The organism is Brachybacterium subflavum (assembly GCF_009299795.1).
Lineage (GTDB): Bacteria > Actinomycetota > Actinomycetes > Actinomycetales > Dermabacteraceae > Brachybacterium > Brachybacterium subflavum.
This window is the reverse complement of record NZ_VIGP01000008.1, coordinates 121,019-135,426: the sequence shown is the minus strand read 5'-3', so window position 1 is coordinate 135,426 and position 14,408 is coordinate 121,019. Positions and strand designations below refer to the sequence as shown.

The 14,408-nt window shown below is 72.2% G+C and carries 13 protein-coding genes; 8 read left to right on the top strand and 5 right to left on the bottom strand.

Features of this window, described 5'->3' with window-relative positions; translation table 11 throughout:
- Nucleotides 1–46: 46 nt before the first annotated feature.
- Both FHG10_RS17150 and arfA read right to left on the bottom strand, forming a co-directional pair.
- Nucleotides 47–1,306, bottom strand: coding sequence for a sialidase family protein (locus FHG10_RS17150; RefSeq protein WP_152354585.1), 1,260 nt, complete (start codon nucleotides 1,304–1,306; stop codon nucleotides 47–49).
- 41 nt (nucleotides 1,307–1,347) lie between these two features.
- Nucleotides 1,348–2,970: an arabinosylfuranosidase ArfA gene (gene arfA, locus FHG10_RS17145; protein ID WP_152354584.1), complete on the bottom strand. Its 1,623-nt coding sequence runs from the start codon at nucleotides 2,968–2,970 to the stop codon at nucleotides 1,348–1,350.
- A gap of 175 nt (nucleotides 2,971–3,145) precedes the next feature.
- Here arfA and FHG10_RS17140 point away from each other — a divergent pair, with 175 nt between their 5' ends.
- The 5 genes from FHG10_RS17140 to FHG10_RS17120 all read left to right on the top strand — a co-directional run bounded on the left by FHG10_RS17140 (nucleotide 3,146) and on the right by FHG10_RS17120 (nucleotide 8,324).
- Entirely contained in the window at nucleotides 3,146–4,492 is a 1,347-nt protein-coding gene (locus FHG10_RS17140) for an ABC transporter substrate-binding protein (RefSeq protein WP_152354583.1), read from the top strand.
- The gene (locus FHG10_RS17135; RefSeq protein WP_152354582.1) at nucleotides 4,492–5,502 is read left to right on the top strand and encodes a carbohydrate ABC transporter permease; all 1,011 of its coding nucleotides are present in this window, start codon (nucleotides 4,492–4,494) and stop codon (nucleotides 5,500–5,502) included. The genes FHG10_RS17140 and FHG10_RS17135 overlap by 1 nt, the downstream gene beginning before the upstream one ends.
- 11 nt (nucleotides 5,503–5,513) lie before the next feature.
- Nucleotides 5,514–6,437: a carbohydrate ABC transporter permease gene (locus tag FHG10_RS17130; RefSeq protein ID WP_152354581.1), complete on the top strand. Its 924-nt coding sequence runs from the start codon at nucleotides 5,514–5,516 to the stop codon at nucleotides 6,435–6,437.
- 4 nt (nucleotides 6,438–6,441) lie between these two features.
- Complete coding sequence (locus FHG10_RS17125) at nucleotides 6,442–7,221, top strand: DUF624 domain-containing protein (RefSeq protein WP_152354580.1); 780 nt, start codon at nucleotides 6,442–6,444, stop codon at nucleotides 7,219–7,221.
- A gap of 92 nt (nucleotides 7,222–7,313) precedes the next feature.
- Nucleotides 7,314–8,324, top strand: a complete 1,011-nt coding sequence (locus FHG10_RS17120; RefSeq protein ID WP_227488348.1) for a LacI family DNA-binding transcriptional regulator — start codon at nucleotides 7,314–7,316, stop codon at nucleotides 8,322–8,324.
- Nucleotides 8,325–8,476: 152 nt separating this feature from the next.
- Here the strand turns inward: FHG10_RS17120 and FHG10_RS17115 are convergent, their stop codons facing one another.
- On the bottom strand, nucleotides 8,477–9,424 hold the full coding sequence (locus FHG10_RS17115; RefSeq protein WP_152354578.1) for a helix-turn-helix transcriptional regulator: 948 nt from the start codon (nucleotides 9,422–9,424) through the stop codon (nucleotides 8,477–8,479).
- A gap of 156 nt (nucleotides 9,425–9,580) precedes the next feature.
- Here FHG10_RS17115 and FHG10_RS17110 point away from each other — a divergent pair, with 156 nt between their 5' ends.
- Together FHG10_RS17110 and FHG10_RS17105 are read left to right on the top strand one after the other, a co-directional pair.
- Complete coding sequence (locus tag FHG10_RS17110; RefSeq protein ID WP_152354577.1) at nucleotides 9,581–10,156, top strand: mycothiol transferase; 576 nt, start codon at nucleotides 9,581–9,583, stop codon at nucleotides 10,154–10,156.
- A gap of 29 nt (nucleotides 10,157–10,185) precedes the next feature.
- Nucleotides 10,186–10,797 (top strand): DinB family protein, encoded by a 612-nt coding sequence (locus FHG10_RS17105; RefSeq protein WP_152354576.1) that lies wholly within the window; start codon nucleotides 10,186–10,188, stop codon nucleotides 10,795–10,797.
- Nucleotides 10,798–10,832: 35 nt separating this feature from the next.
- Here the strand turns inward: FHG10_RS17105 and FHG10_RS17100 are convergent, their stop codons facing one another.
- Nucleotides 10,833–12,419 (bottom strand): M81 family metallopeptidase, encoded by a 1,587-nt coding sequence (locus tag FHG10_RS17100; protein ID WP_152354575.1) that lies wholly within the window; start codon nucleotides 12,417–12,419, stop codon nucleotides 10,833–10,835.
- Nucleotides 12,420–12,456: 37 nt separating this feature from the next.
- On the opposite strand from FHG10_RS17100, the gene FHG10_RS17095 reads away from it, so the two are divergent.
- Nucleotides 12,457–13,659, top strand: a complete 1,203-nt coding sequence (locus FHG10_RS17095) for an AI-2E family transporter (RefSeq protein WP_152354574.1) — start codon at nucleotides 12,457–12,459, stop codon at nucleotides 13,657–13,659.
- A 105-nt stretch (nucleotides 13,660–13,764) separates the two neighbouring features.
- Here the strand turns inward: FHG10_RS17095 and FHG10_RS17090 are convergent, their stop codons facing one another.
- Nucleotides 13,765–14,214: a VOC family protein gene (locus FHG10_RS17090; RefSeq protein WP_152354573.1), complete on the bottom strand. Its 450-nt coding sequence runs from the start codon at nucleotides 14,212–14,214 to the stop codon at nucleotides 13,765–13,767.
- Nucleotides 14,215–14,408: the final 194 nt, after the last annotated feature.

The following is a 14,408-nucleotide window of genomic DNA, read 5'->3' as shown; positions in this document are numbered from 1 at the left end:
CGGGCCCGGCGGCCGCGCGGGCCCGGCGGCCGCGCCGGTCCTGTCGTCAGGCGCGCGAGCCGTACCAGGCCTGGCATCCGTCGGCGCCGGGGGCGGTGGTGATCTCGAGGAGCTGCCCGGCCGCCGTGCGCACGAACGTGGGGGAGTAGTTCGGGCACGGCGAGTCGTCGGGGTCCTCCACGGGCACGGGTGCGGGCTCTGTCGCCCAGGAGATGTCCCCGGTCAGAGCGCTGCTGCGCGTGCGGAGCAGCACCTGGCCGTTGTTCGGGGAGAGCGCGCCGTCGGTCGTGTAGTGCATCTGCGAGCCCAGGATCACCGAGCCGTCCGCATCGAGGGTGAGGGTCGGCGTGTGGCGGGGCTCGGTGCCGTCGTCGGCGACGATGACGGCGTCCCGCGCGGTGACCGGGCCCCAGTCGCGGGGGTCGTCGGCAGTGCGCACGAAGAGACGGCAGGCGTCGGTCGCGCTCGGGCCGCAGACCTCGTAGGTCATCGCCCAGCGGCCGTTCGGGAGGCGGCGCACGTTGGGCATGCCGGGCCGGGACGTCGGGTCCTCGAGCTCGATCACCGGCACCGGATCGGTCCAGGTCAGGGCGTCGGTGGAGGTCTGCAGGACGATCTTCTGCGAGTGGCGCTCGCCGTCGGTCTCATCGCAGTAGAGGAGCACCAGCGTGCCGTCGTCCGTGGTCGCGAACTCCGGCTCCCACAGCCCGCCCTCGTTCGCGGCGGCGTGGGTGATGGCCACGCGCTCCCAGCTGCGGCCGAGGTCCGTGCTCGCCCAGACGCGGATCGTCATCCGACGCTCCGCAAGGTCGGCGCCCACCGAGGCGCTCCACAGCAGCGCGCCCTCGGGCAGGTCGCCGATCGGGCGCGGCAGCTCGTAGAGCGTCGCGCAGCAGATGCCCTCCCCACCCTGCGTCGCCTCGTCGAAGGCCTCCCCGACCTGGGAGAACGTGGCGTCGCCGTCCGTCGACTCGAAGATCCTGCCGGAGCCCTCCGCGCCGTCGGCCCCCTCGAAGGTGACGACGGAGGCGAGGAGGCGGTCGTCCGCGTCACCGTTGTGCGCCAGGCGGATCGCGCGCGGGTAGAGGCCGGTGCCGTCGTGCAGGAGCCGGGGCGCCTGGTCGGTCGTCCCGGCGCCGCCCGCGGTGCCGGGGCCGCCGGATCGTCCGCCCTCGCCGCCGGGTCGTCCTCCCTCCCCGCCGGATCCCCCTCCCGTTCCGTCGGCCGTTGCGGGGCCGGCGATGCCGGCGACGGCGCTGCCGGTCAGGGCTGCAGTGAGTGCGGTGGTCAGGGTGCGTCGTTGCATCTGTGTCACGTCCTCGTTCGGGGGTTCTGAGGGTTCTGGGGCTACTGGGTCTTCCGCGGATTGGTCTTCTGCAGCCGGATCATGCTCCAGCTGATCGGGGGCAGGGTCGCGGTGAGGCGGGCGGACGCGGGGGCGACGGTGCCGCCCGCAGGAGCATCGGCGCCGCCCGCGGTGGCGTCGCCATCGCCGGCGGACTCGAGGCTCACCTCCTCCAGGGTGTGGGGCACGACCCGGTCGGGGCGGCGGGCAGAGTTCGTGCGGTGCGGGTCGTCCTCGTGCAGGAGCACGGCGTCGACGAGCTCGAAGCCCGCGGGCCCGGAGCCCGCCTCCCCGAACGCCGCGAGGTCCACGTCCAGCTCGAGCGCGTCGGCCCCGGAGCGGTTCACGGCGAAGACCGTGAGCTGCCCGGTCTCCTCGTCCCACGTGGCGACCGAGTAGAGCGCCGCACTCTGCCCGAAGCGGCGGTTCTCGGCGGCGGGGGAGTCGACGCCGGTCACGAGCACCTGGCCACGCGCGTGGCGCGAGGTGAGCGCGAAGGGATGGAAGATGCTCTGGCGCCAGGCCGGCCCGCCGACCTCGGTGCGGATCGGGGCGAGCACGTTGACCAGCTGCGCCTGCGAGGCGGAGGCCACGCGGTCCGTGTGCCGCAGCAGGCTGATCAGCAGCGATCCGACCACCACGGCGTCCTGCGCGCTGTACGTGGACTCGGCGAACCGGGGCGCGATCGGCCAGTCCTCGCCGCTCGGCTCCTCGCCGGCGTCCCCGCGGGAGGCCGCGACGTTCCACTCGTCGAAGCTGATCATGATGCGCTTGTCCTCGCCCTTGAGCGCGCGCACGTGATCGGAGGTCGCGACGACCGCGTCGATGTAGGCGTCCATGTCGTCGGCCGAGGCGAGGTAGGAGGCCTGGTCGCCGTCCTCCTCGGCGTAGTAGACGTGCGCCGAGAGCATGTCGATCGCGTCGTACCCCGCCTCCAGGACCGCCTGCTCCCAGGCCCCGAAGGTCGGCATCGCCGCATGGGAGGAGCCGCAGGCCACGAGCTCGAGGGCGGGGTCCGCGCGGCGCATGGCGCGGGCCGTCTCGGCCGCGAGCACCGCGTAGTCGCGGGCGGGCACGTGCCCCAGCTGCCAGGGTCCGTCCATCTCGTTGCCCAGGCACCACATGCGGATGCCGTACGGCTCCGCGTGGCCGTTCAGCGCGCGATGGTCGGCGAGGTCGGTGCCGACGGCCCCGTTCGCGTACTCGAGGACGTCCAGCGCCTCCTGGGTGCCGCGGGTCCCGAGGTTCACCGCGTACATCGGCTCGACGCCGGCGGCGTCCGCCCAGGTCATGAACTCGTCGAGCCCGAAGGCGTTGGTCTCCGTGGAGTGCCAGGCGAGGTCGCGGCGCACCGGGCGGTGCTCGCGCGGCCCCACGCCGTCCTCCCAGCGGTAGCCGGAGACGAAGTTCCCGCCGGGATAGCGGACGCTCGAGACGCCGAGCTCGCGCACGAGCTCGAGGACGTCGGTGCGCAGACCGTCGGCGTCGGCGCTGGGGTGATCGGGCTCGAAGATCCCCGTGTACACGCAGCGCGCCATGTGCTCGACGAAGCTGCCGAAGGTGCGGCGGCGCACGGGGCCGACGGCGAGACGGGGGTGCAGGTGGACGGCGGCGTGCAGGGTCATGACCGACTCCTCCGGCCGCGGGATCGAGGACGTGTCCGCGGGCCGATGCTTGCCGACTCTAGTTCAACGATGTACCTTGTGCCACACGTCACCACGAATCCGCGGGTCTCGACGGAGAGACCGGGCTGCGAGGGAGCAGACGCGGCGCGCACGGGACGAGGCAGAACGGATCCCCATGAGACGACGACGATTCCTCACCGGAGCCCTCGGAGCCGGTGCCGCGGCGGCCACAGCGGCCACGGCGAGTGGCTGCGGGAACCTCCATTCCTCCGACCCCGACGTCCTGACCTTCATGTTCCGCGGCTCCACCGAGGAGCGCGACGTCTTCGCCCGCGCCGTGGACGTGTTCATCCGCCGCACCGGCATCCAGGTCAACCTGATCTCCACGAGCGTCGACCAGTACGCGACCAAGCTGCAGACCGCGATCCTGGGAAACTCCACGCCGGACCTCTTCTACCTCGAGCCCACGCGCACCATGGCGTACGTGACCAACGGGGTCCTCGCCGACCTCAGCCAGTACGTCGACACCACCGACCTGCCCGTCGACGACATCTGGCAGGCGGGCCTGGACCTCTACCGCTTCGACGGGGAGAGCATCGGCACGGGCCCGCTGTACGCGATGCCCAAGGACGTCGGCCCCTTCTCCTTCGGGTACAACAAGACCCTCTTCAAGGAGATGGGCGTCGAACCGCCCGACCCCGACGAGCCGCTGACCTGGGACGAGTTCCTGGACCGCTGCAAGGCCCTGACCGGCGACCACGACGGCGACGGGAAGACCGACAGCTGGGGCAACTCGGTGAACATCACCGCCGAGCTGCACTCCTACGTGTGGTCCAACGGCGCCGACTGGGTCGACGAGGACGCCCGCACCGTCACCGTCGACACCCCCGAGTTCGCCGAGGCCCTCCAGTACGTCGTCGACCTGCGGGAGAAGCACAAGGTCACTCCCTCGATCAACGAGACCGAGGGCCTCGACGGCTACCAGCGCTGGCTGCGCGGCCAGATCGGGTTCTTCCCCATCGCCCCCTGGGACCTCACGCTCTACCGGACCCTCGACTTCGACTTTGACCTGTGCCCCTATCCGACGGGCCGCTCGGGCGTCTCGGCGACCAACGTGGGCTCGCTCGGCATCGGCGTCTCCGCGAACAGCCGGCGCCCGGATCGTGCCGCGGAGCTGGCGATGTTCCTCTCCTGCGACCCCGAGGCGCAGGAGATCATCGTCGGCCAGGGGCAGACGATCCCCAACACCCGCAGCCATGCGAAGGAATGGGTCAAGGACACGTCGATCGAGCCGCAGAACAAGCAGGAGTACATCGACATCGTCGAGGACTACGGCCACTTCGTGCCCACCTCCTGCACATACACCCCCGAGTGGCTCGACACCTTCTTCACCAACATCCAGCCGGTTCTCGAGGGCCGCCAGGACGTCGGCGAATACCTCGAGGCCACGCAGCCCGTGATGCAGGGATTCCTGGACCAGGGCTACGACCAGCTCCGCATCGACCAGGAGGCGAACTCCTGATGAGCGCCACCACGCCCGTCGGCCCCGCCGCGAACACCCCGCCGCCCGCCGCGCTCGCCCGCCCCGGCCGACGCTCCGCGCGCGCCTCGGCCGGATCCCGGACCTCTGGGGCGTCCCGGCCTCCCGGCCGCGGCCGGCTCACCCGGCCCGAGCGGATCTGGGGACGGATCTTCATCGCCCCGCCGGTGCTCGGCTTCGCACTGTTCGCCCTCGCCCCGCTGCTGTTCTCCTGCTACGCGGCCTTCACCCACTGGAACGGGCTGTCCTCCCCGGTGTTCTCGGGGCTGACGAACTTCCGCACCATGGCCGGCGACCCCCAGTTCTGGCAGTCGCTGTGGAACACCCTGTTCCTCATGATCGGCATCCCGATCGGGCTCGCGATCTCGCTGGCCCTGGCGATCGCCCTGAACCGCCGCATGCCCGGCCGCGCCGCGTTCCGCGTCATCTACTACCTGCCGGGGGTGTCCTCGGTCGCCGCGATCTCGATCCTCTGGCAGTGGGCCCTGAACGGCGACTTCGGCCTGGTCAACGAGCTGCTGCGCATCGTCGGCATCGACGGCCCGAACTGGCTCGCGGAGAAGACCTGGGTCAAGCCGGCGCTGATCCTCATGGGCGTGTGGAAGGGGCTCGGGTTCTCGACGCTGCTCTACCTCGCGGCCCTGCAGTCGGTGCCCAGGAACCTGCTCGAGGCAGCGATGCTCGACGGCGCGGGCGCCTGGCGGCGCTTCCGCCACGTCACCCTGCCGATGCTCAGCCCCGTCACGTTCTTCCTGGTGGTCACCGGCATCATCGGCGGTGCCCAGATGTTCGCGGAGATCAACATCATGACCCCCACCGGAGGCCCCGAGTTCGGCTCCGCGACCATCGTCTGGTACATCTGGCAGCAGGGCTTCCAGAACCTCAAACTGGGATACGCGACAGCGATGTCGCTCGTGCTGGGAGCGCTGATCTTCCTGGTCACGGCCTTCCAGTTCTACCTGAACTCCCGCAACGTCTTCACGGTGGAATGAGGAGGCCCGACATGGCTGCCACCAGTGCCGTCCCGACCGCCCCGCTGCAGACCTCCGGGGTCGCGCCCGACGCCGCCCGTCGTCGGCGGAAGAAGAGCGAACGCCGCTTCCAGTCCCCGGCCGACGTCATCGTGTTCGTGGTCCTGTGCCTGGGCGCGTTCACCATGCTGCTGCCGCTGGCATGGATGCTCTCGACCTCGCTGAAGACCCAGGAGAACGTGTTCGCGCTCCCGCCGCAGTGGATCCCGAAGCCCGCCGAATGGTCGAACTACCTCCGGGTGTGGGAGGCGGGGCCGCTGCTGCGCGGCATCGCGAACTCCGCGATCGTCTCCCTGACCGTGATCACGTTGGGCACGGTGACCTCGTGCTTCGCCGCCTACGCGTTCTCGAAGATGCGCATCCCCGGCAAGAACGCCCTGTTCCTCGCGCTGCTGGGCGGGATCATGATCCCGTTCCCCGCGCTCATGATCCCCACCTTCATGCTGTTCTCGAAGATCGGCTGGGTCGACACCCTGCTCCCGCTCATCGTCCCCGGCCTGTTCGGGAACCTGATGATGGTGTTCTTCCTGCGCCAGTACCTGATGAGCGTGCCCGACTCCCTCATCGAGGCCGCCGTGATCGACGGTGCGAACCATCCCCAGATCTTCTGGAGGATCGTGCTGCCGCTGATCCGCCCCGCGATCGCCGCCCAGGTGATCCTGTGGTTCATGGGCACCTGGAACGACTACCTGGGCCCGATCATCTACCTGAACTCCGAGAACGTGCACACCCTGCAGCTGGTGATCGCGAACTTCAACGCGACCTACGCGGTGGAGACCGACTACCCGCTGATCATGGCCGCCTCGATCATCGCGCTCGTGCCCGTGCTCGCCGTGTTCCTCATCTTCCAACGCCAGATCATCGAGTCGATCGCGCTGACCGGGAACAAGGGGTGAGGCGATGACACAGGTGCGGGAGGATGAGCTCCGGGCCGACGGGCGATCCGGGCTGGGAGGGTCGGAAGGGCCCGACGGGTCGGGCGCGCTGCACGGCGTGATGGCCGCGCTCGCCTGGCTGCCGCGCCTTCTCGCCCTCCACGTGGCCTGGGTGCTCCTGGTGCTGTGCGGCGGCGTGATCGGCGGGCTCGCCCCGGCGACCGCGACCCTCGTGGCCGTGCTGCGCGGGGACGTCCCCGGGGCCGACGTGTTCGGGGGCTCCGGCGGGCTCGGCGGCAGATCTGGTGGCGGATCGAGCAGTGGAGCCGGGGTCGGATCCGGTGGCGGGCTCGGCGGTGCGACCCGCGCGGTGCTGGACCGCTTCCGCGCGGAGCTCGGGCCCGCGAACCGTGCGGCTGCACCGTTCCTCCTGATCTCCCTCACTGCCGGGGCGAACCTCGCCCTCGGCCTCGCCGGGGCCCTGCCCGCCTGGTTCTTCCCGGCGGGCTTCGCGGCCGCGGGCATCCTCGCTGTGATCAGCGTGCTCGCGCTCTTCCACGCGATCGCCCTGCACGTGCTGCGGCCGGACGCGCCCTCGCCGATGCTCTGGCGCGGGGCCCTGGCCGGGCTCGCGCTGCTGCCGATGGCGACAGCGTCCTGGGCGATCACGCTGGTCGCGGCCGGGATCGTCTCGGCGATCATCCAGCCCGTCGGCCTGCTGCTGGGAGGTGGGATCCTTGTCGCCGTGACCACCTTCGTCCTCGTGCGCTCCTGGCAGTCGCGGCTCGACGCCGCGACGGCGTGATGGCCGACGGTCGGGCCGCGCCGTCGGCCCCTGAGCACGACCCATCCGCCCCGGCGCCCCCGGCCGGCTCCTCGCGCCCTCGCAACGTGACCATGCGGGAGATCGCCGAGCGGCTCGGGGTGTCGATCAAGACCGTCTCCAACGTGGTCAACGAGCGGCCGAACGTGGGACCGGCGACCCGCGAGCGCGTGCAGCAGGCGATCCGCGAGCTGAACTACCGGCCGCAGGTGGGCGCGCAGCAGATGCGCACCGGCACCAGCGGACTCATCACGCTGGCGATCCCCTCGCTCGCAGGCACCTACTTCTCCGAGCTCGCCCAGGCGTTCGCCGACGAGGCCCAGAGGCGACGCCGCAGCATCATGCTGCATAGCACCGCCGCCGGCCGCGACGAGGAGGCGAGCGTGCTCTCGGGCTTCACGCGGGTGCTCGGCGACGGCGTCGTCTTCAACCCCCTGCTGATCGGCGAGGACGTCATCGCGGGGCTCGGCCGCACCATCCAGCCGACGGTCTTCGTCGGCGAGCACCTGGCCGAGACCGCGCTGCCCGCCGGCAGCGACTATGTGCGCACCGACAACGAGCGCGCCGCCCGCGACGCGACCGCGCACCTGCTCGGCCTCGGCCGCACGCGCATCGCCTACCTCGGCATGCTGCCCACCACCGAGGCCCGCCAGGCCCACTCCACGAGCCGTCTGCGGCTGGGCGGCGTGCGCCGCGCGCTGACCGAGGCGGGAGCGGCGGAGCCCGTCGTCCCCACGGTCCCGACCTGGAGCCAGGAGGGCGGTCTGAGCGCGGTGCGGGAGCTCATGGAGGCCCACCCCGAGGTGGACGGGATCGTGTGCGGCAACGACGACCTCGCCCGCGGCGTGCTGCTGGGGCTGCGCATGGCCGGCATCGACGTGCCCGGGCAGGTGGCCGTCATCGGCTACGACAACATCCACGAGGCCGCCTTCACGACCCCGCCGCTGACCACGATCGATCCCGACAAGCAGGCGCTCGCCGCGACCGTCCTCGACCTGCTCATCGAGCGGATCGGCGGGTACGACGGTCCCGCGCGCGTGATCGAGGCGCCCTACCGGCTGGTGGTGCGGGGGAGCGCTGGATAGCGCGGAGCGGCGGGTGCCGCGCGGGGTGCCGCGTCGGCGCCCACGAGACGCCCCGGATCCCGGATCCCGGGTCGATCTGACGTTCGGGTGGGAATGGGGTGCGAATTCCCACCCGAACGTCAGATGGACCGCGGTGGGGTGGGGTCGCCCCCTCAGGCCCCGCGGGCCCAGTCCCCGATCCGCGCGATCTCCTCGGCGAGCTCGGGCGGCTCGATGACCTCGATCTCCTCGCCGAGGCGGGCCAGTTGCATGGCCACCCAGGTGAGGTCGCGGGCGCCCGAGCGCAGGATGCAGGCGTCGTCCCCGTCGGGCGTGACCGTGCCGGCGAAGGCGGGGATGCGTGGGGCGACCTCGCCCGCCGGGCGCAGGATCCGCACCCGGGCGCCGATCGGGTAGGCGCCCACGCTGATCGACTCGCGCACGTAGGACTCGATGTCGGGGGTGGGGCGGGCGGTGAAGCGGAAGGTGCTCGCGCGCACCTCGCGCATGCGGTCCAGGCGGAAGGTGCGCCAGTCCTCGCGGTCCAGGTCCCAGGCGAACAGGTACCAGCGGCCCTGGATCGAGAGCACCCGGTAGGGCTCGAGGCGGCGCACGGCGCGATGCCCGTCGGCCCGCTCGTAGTCCACGCGCGCCTGCACACCGTCGCGCACGGCGCGGGTGAGCGTGACCAGGGTGGAGGAGAGGATGGCGCCGTCGCCTCCGCGCGCATCCACGACGTGCAGGGCGTCGGTGATCGCGGAGACCTCGGAGCGCACGCTGGGCGGGAGGATCCCGTCGAGCTTGGCGAGCGCGCGCACGGCCTGCTCGCCGAGCCCGTCGATCCCCGATCCTGCCGCGAGGCGCAGGGCGACGGCGATCGCCGTCGCCTCGTCGCCCTCGAGCAGCAGCGGCGGCAGGGCCCGCCCTGCGCCCAGCTGGTAGCCGCCGCCGTGCCCGTTCGAGGCGAGCACCGGGTAGCCCAGGTCGCGCAGGCGGTCCACGTCGCGCCGCACGGACCGCGTGGTCACGCCCAGCTCGTCGGCGAGCTCGGGGCCGGTCCACACGGTGCGCGACTGCAGCAGGTTCAGCAGGCGCAGGGTCCTGCGGGTCACGTCGGTCATGAGGAGAGTCTGCACGAGTTCGCGGACACTTCCTGTCCGCACGGGCGAGGAGCATCGGATCTGCCGGTCGACGGGAACCGCCGTCGGCCGATCGGTCCGCTTCCGGCGGACGTCCCGCCGGCGCCACGGCGCGCCGCACGACCCGAGGAGATCGAGATGTCCTTCCTGACCGCAGATGTGACCGACGAGCGCGACGCCCTCGCGACCTTCGCCTCCCAGCAGATCCGCCAGCTCGGGACGACCCTGCACGGTCTGACGCCCGAGCAGCTCGCCGCGGCCCCGAGCGTCTCGACGATGAGCCTGGGCGCCCTGGCCAGGCACGCCCTCTATGTCACCGAGAACATCCTCGGCGGCATCTGCGAGGCGCCGCAGCCCGGCGCCGGCGCCGAGCGCACTCCCGAGCAGGCGCAGGCGGAGGGCGCGATCGACGCCGCGGCGATCCGCGCGGACGACACGGCGCAGGGACTCATCGACGCCCTCGAGGAGCAGGCGCGGGCTGCAGGATCCCTGCTGCGGAAGGTCGATCTCGACACCGACGTCCCGATCCCCGACGCCCCGTGGTTCACGGGCGCCGAGCACTGGAACAACCGCTGGAGCGCCCTGCACCTCATCGAGGAGCTCGCCCGGCACACCGGGCACGCGGACATCATCCGCGAGAGCATCGACGGCAAGGGCACCTACGAGCTCAACGCCCTCGCCGAGGGCGGCACCTGGCCGCCCGAGGGGTGGTGAGCCGAGCAGGAGCACAGGAGGAGAGCACGATGAACGAGCAGCACGAGACGAGCGAGCAGCACGAGGACTACGACCGGACCACCACCCGCGGGGCCCTCCTCGCGCAGATCGAGGGGCACTGGGACGACATCGCCCGGCCCCGCCTGGAAGGGCTCACCGACGAGGAGTACTTCTACGATCCGACGCCGGAGTCCGCGGGCCCGGCCTGGAGCGTGCACCCGCGCGCCGAGGTCCGCTCGGGCACGCAGGGCGGCAGCGGCGACCTGGTCATCGACTTCGCGTTCCCCGAGCCCACCCCGCCGCCCTTCACGACGATCGCCTGGCGGCTCGGGCACGTGATCGTGGGCGTGCTCGCGATGCGCAGCCACGGCCACTTCGACGGGCCCGAGGTCGACTACTTCAGCTGGGACTACGCGGGCAGTGCGCAGGAGGCGCTGGACCAGCTGGACGCCGAGTACGCGCGCTGGATCACCGGACTGCGCTCCTGGAGCGAGGGCGACTTCTCCCTGCCCTGCGGCCCTGCCGAGGGCCCGTTCGCCGAACATCCGCGGGCAGCGATCGTCGGCCACATCAACCGCGAGCTCATCCACCACCTCGCCGAGATCGCGCTGCTGCGCGACCTGTACGCGCACCGGGGGTGAGCTCAGGCGCGGATCCGGGCCCGGGCGGCCTCGGATCAGTGCAGCACGTCCGCGGCCGACGGGACCGGGATCTCGGCGTCGAAGGGGAGCATCGGCCGGGCGATCCGGCGGTGGCCCAGGCGCACGAGGTCCTGGTCGACCCCGCCCGGGGTCAGCGCCATCATCCAGTCGGCCGCCGCGGCGTGCTGGTCGGGCTCGAGATAGCCCATCTTCACGACCACGACGTCCGGTCCGGTCATCGTGAGGCCCAGCCGCTCGAACATCGCGGTGGTCGAGAACTGCGCGCGGCGCGAGGTGACGACGATCTGCAGCCCCGTCGGGCGCGGCTCCGTGGGCCGCAGCCTCGTCGACCGCGGCGCGGACGGCGCCTCGCCCTCCGCGGGTGCGAGCACCCGCAGCACCGCGGCGACGCCGGTCGCGGGGGAGTCGTCGAGCGCCTCCACCTCGACCTGCAGCGGGACAGGGCCGGGATCGCGGGCATCGATCCGCCCGCCGACGTTCACGTCGCCGCAGCCACCGACGCCCAGCTGCGCGGCACGACCCGCTGACTCGGGATCGACGATCGAGACCAGCAGCGCGGTGACCTCGCCCGCGCGGATCTCGGGGCGGGCGGCGAGAGCGGCGAGGCAGCCGGTCGTGTCGTCGGCCCCGCCCGCGCCGGGGTTGTCGCCGGAGTCCGAGATCCAGAAGGGACGCGCGGGGGAGGCGATCGCCGCCTCCAGGCACTCCTCGAAGGAGCCGGTCGGGGCGACGAAGGCGAAGTCGTGCCGGGCCTCCCAGATCGCCGTCGCGAGCTCGAGGGCGGCCCCGTCGACCGCCCGGCCGTCCGGTCCGAAGGCGACGACCGCCGCCTGGCATCGGGGCTCGTCGGCCCAGGCGAAGCCGATCCAGTAGGAGACGTCGGTGACCCCTTCGCGCGCCGCGAGCTCCGGGATCCGCGCATACAGCGAGGCCGCGGGCTCGACGCGGGTCGAGGTCATCTCTCCGGGCAGCAGGATCGGCACGTGCACGAGCGCTCGCCGGGGCTTCGAGGCGGGGACGCCGACAGGCGCTGCCGCGAGCGCGTCCAGCAGGCTCCGCACGGCGCGCTCGCGGGTCTCCGCGACGTCGACGTGCGGGGCGGTGCGGTAGCAGGTGAGCTGGTCGCAGCCCGCGAACAGGGCCGGGGAGACGTTGCCGTGCAGGTCCATCGAGGTGCCCACGAGCACGTCCTCGCCGATCACCTCGCGGATCGCGGTGATCAGCGCGCCCTCGGCGTCGTCCATGCCGATCACGCTCATGGCGCCGTGGATGTCGAACCAGAGCGCATCCAGCGGCGCCCCGGCGTCGGGCCCGGATCCGGAGACGAGCTCGGCGAGGCCCTCGAGGATCTCCGCGCTCCACACGTCGAAGTCCTCGCGCGCGAGCGGACCGCCGGGCAGGGCGCCGGCATGCAGCACGCCGCTCCAGTCGGCGGCCCCCCGCAGCGGCGACCCCGGGGCGAGGAACGGATGGCGCTCGAGGACGGCATCGCCCCGGCGCACGTCGAAGTCCGCGGCCGTGGAGACGTAGGGCGTGAACGTCGAGGACTCGATGTGGATGCCGCAGACGGCGATCCGGGGGAGTGGCGAGGTGAGGGGCATCGGTGCTCCATGATCGTGGGCGTCCTACGATCCTTCCATGAGCGAGCGCCGCACCCTCCTGCCGCACGGGCTGATGATCCTCGTCGGCCTCGCGGCGATCTGGCTCGTGCTCGAGGGGATGCAGCAGGTCGCGGGTCTGATCGTGCCCGTGTTCCTGGCCCTGAATCTGCTGATCGCGGTGCAGCCGCTCGCGCGCGGCATCGAGCGCCTGGGCGCGCCCCGGATCCTCGGCTCGATCGCCGGGATGATCGGGGTGCTGCTCGCGCTCGCCGTCTTCTTCCTCGCGATCGGCTGGTCGGTCTCTCAGCTGGTGGGGCAGCTGCCCCGGTACGGCACGCAGTTCAACGCGCTGCTGCAGAGCAGCCTGGACCGTCTCGCCGGCTGGGGAGTCGGCCAGGACCAGATCGACCAGTGGCTCTCCGACTTCAACTTCTCGAGCCTGTTCGGGCTGTTGAACCAGGCGCTCAGCTCGCTGGGCGCGCTCGGCGGACTGCTCGCCGCGGCCGTCGCCACCATCGTCTTCTTCGGCCTGGACGCGGCGGGCCTGCCCGCACGCCTCGACGTGGTGCGCCGGACCCACCCTCGCGCCCACCACGCGCTGCTCGACTTCGCGCACTCGGTGCGCACGTACTGGCTGGTCACGACCGCCTTCGGCGCCGTCGTCGCGGTCATCGACGGGCTCGCCCTGTGGGCGCTCGGCGTGCCGCTGCCGGGGGTCTGGGCCGTGCTGCTGTTCCTGTGCAATTACATCCCGAACATCGGCTTCATCTTCGCGATGATCCCGCCCACGCTCATGGCTCTGCTCGCCCAGGGCCCGTGGACCGCGGTCGCGGTGGTCGCGCTCTGCGTCGCGGTCGCCATGATCCTCCAGGGCCTCGTGCAGCCCCGGGTCACCGGGCACGCCGTGGGCCTCTCCGCGAGCGTCTCGTTCCTCTCGGTGCTGTTCTGGTCCTGGGTGCTCGGCGCCGCCGGCGCACTGCTCTCGGTACCGATGACCCTGTTGGTCAAGGAGCTGTTCGTCGACTCCGACCCGCAGGCGCGGTGGCTGAACGCCTTCCTCGCGGACTCGCCTCGGGCCGCCGAGGAATCGCCGGCGGACCGGGTCGCGGCGTCCGGGGGCGACGGGGCGGGGCCGAAGGAGAAGGCCGACGGGGCGGAGCCGAGCGACCGCGCCGACAGGGCGGGACCGACTGATCGGGCCGACGGGGCGGGACGTGACGAGAGAGCCGAGGCGGACTGATCCGTCGGTCCCGGGCCCAGGGCCGGGACCGGGGCCGGGGCCGGCGCGAGGGTCTGTACCCAGGGCGGGGACTGGCCCCAGGGCCGTGGCAGGGGCCGCGGCCTCTCAGACCGCGGGATCCTCCGGGCCGTCGACCGCGACGCCCAGCTGCCAGGTCACCCCGAAGCGGTCCTGGACCCAGCCGAAGGGGCCGAAGCCGTAGTCGTCCAGCGGCATCAGGGCCATGCCGCCCTCGACGAGCGCGCCGAACACGCGCTCCTGCTCGGCGGCGTCGGCGCAGTCGATCCACAACGAGACGCCCGGGGTCATGTCCCAGCCGTGCCGCATGAGGGTGTCGCTCAGGCGCAGCCGCTGACCGGCGACGATCTCGATCTCGGCGAGCTGGACGGCCTCCGCCGGATCATCCAGGGTCTCGAGACCGGGCGCACCCTCCGGCCACGCCTGGCGGCTGACCACGCGGCCCTCGCCGAACAGGCTCGTGTACAGGGCGATCGCCTCGGCGGCGTACTGGCCGCGCGCGGGCTGGAGCGTGAGGAACGGGAGCATGCGGCGCATCGGGGCCTCCGGTGGTGGGATGCGATTCCGGGCGGATCTGATGTCCAGTATGGGCGCTGGGCACCCCGAACCGCCCTCGTCGCCTCCCGTCGTCCGCGGGCTCGCCCGGAGGACAGCACGATGGCCAGGATCTATGACGAGATCGGGCGATTCCTGTCATAGATCCTGGCCATCATCGTTCCCGCCGTTCCCGC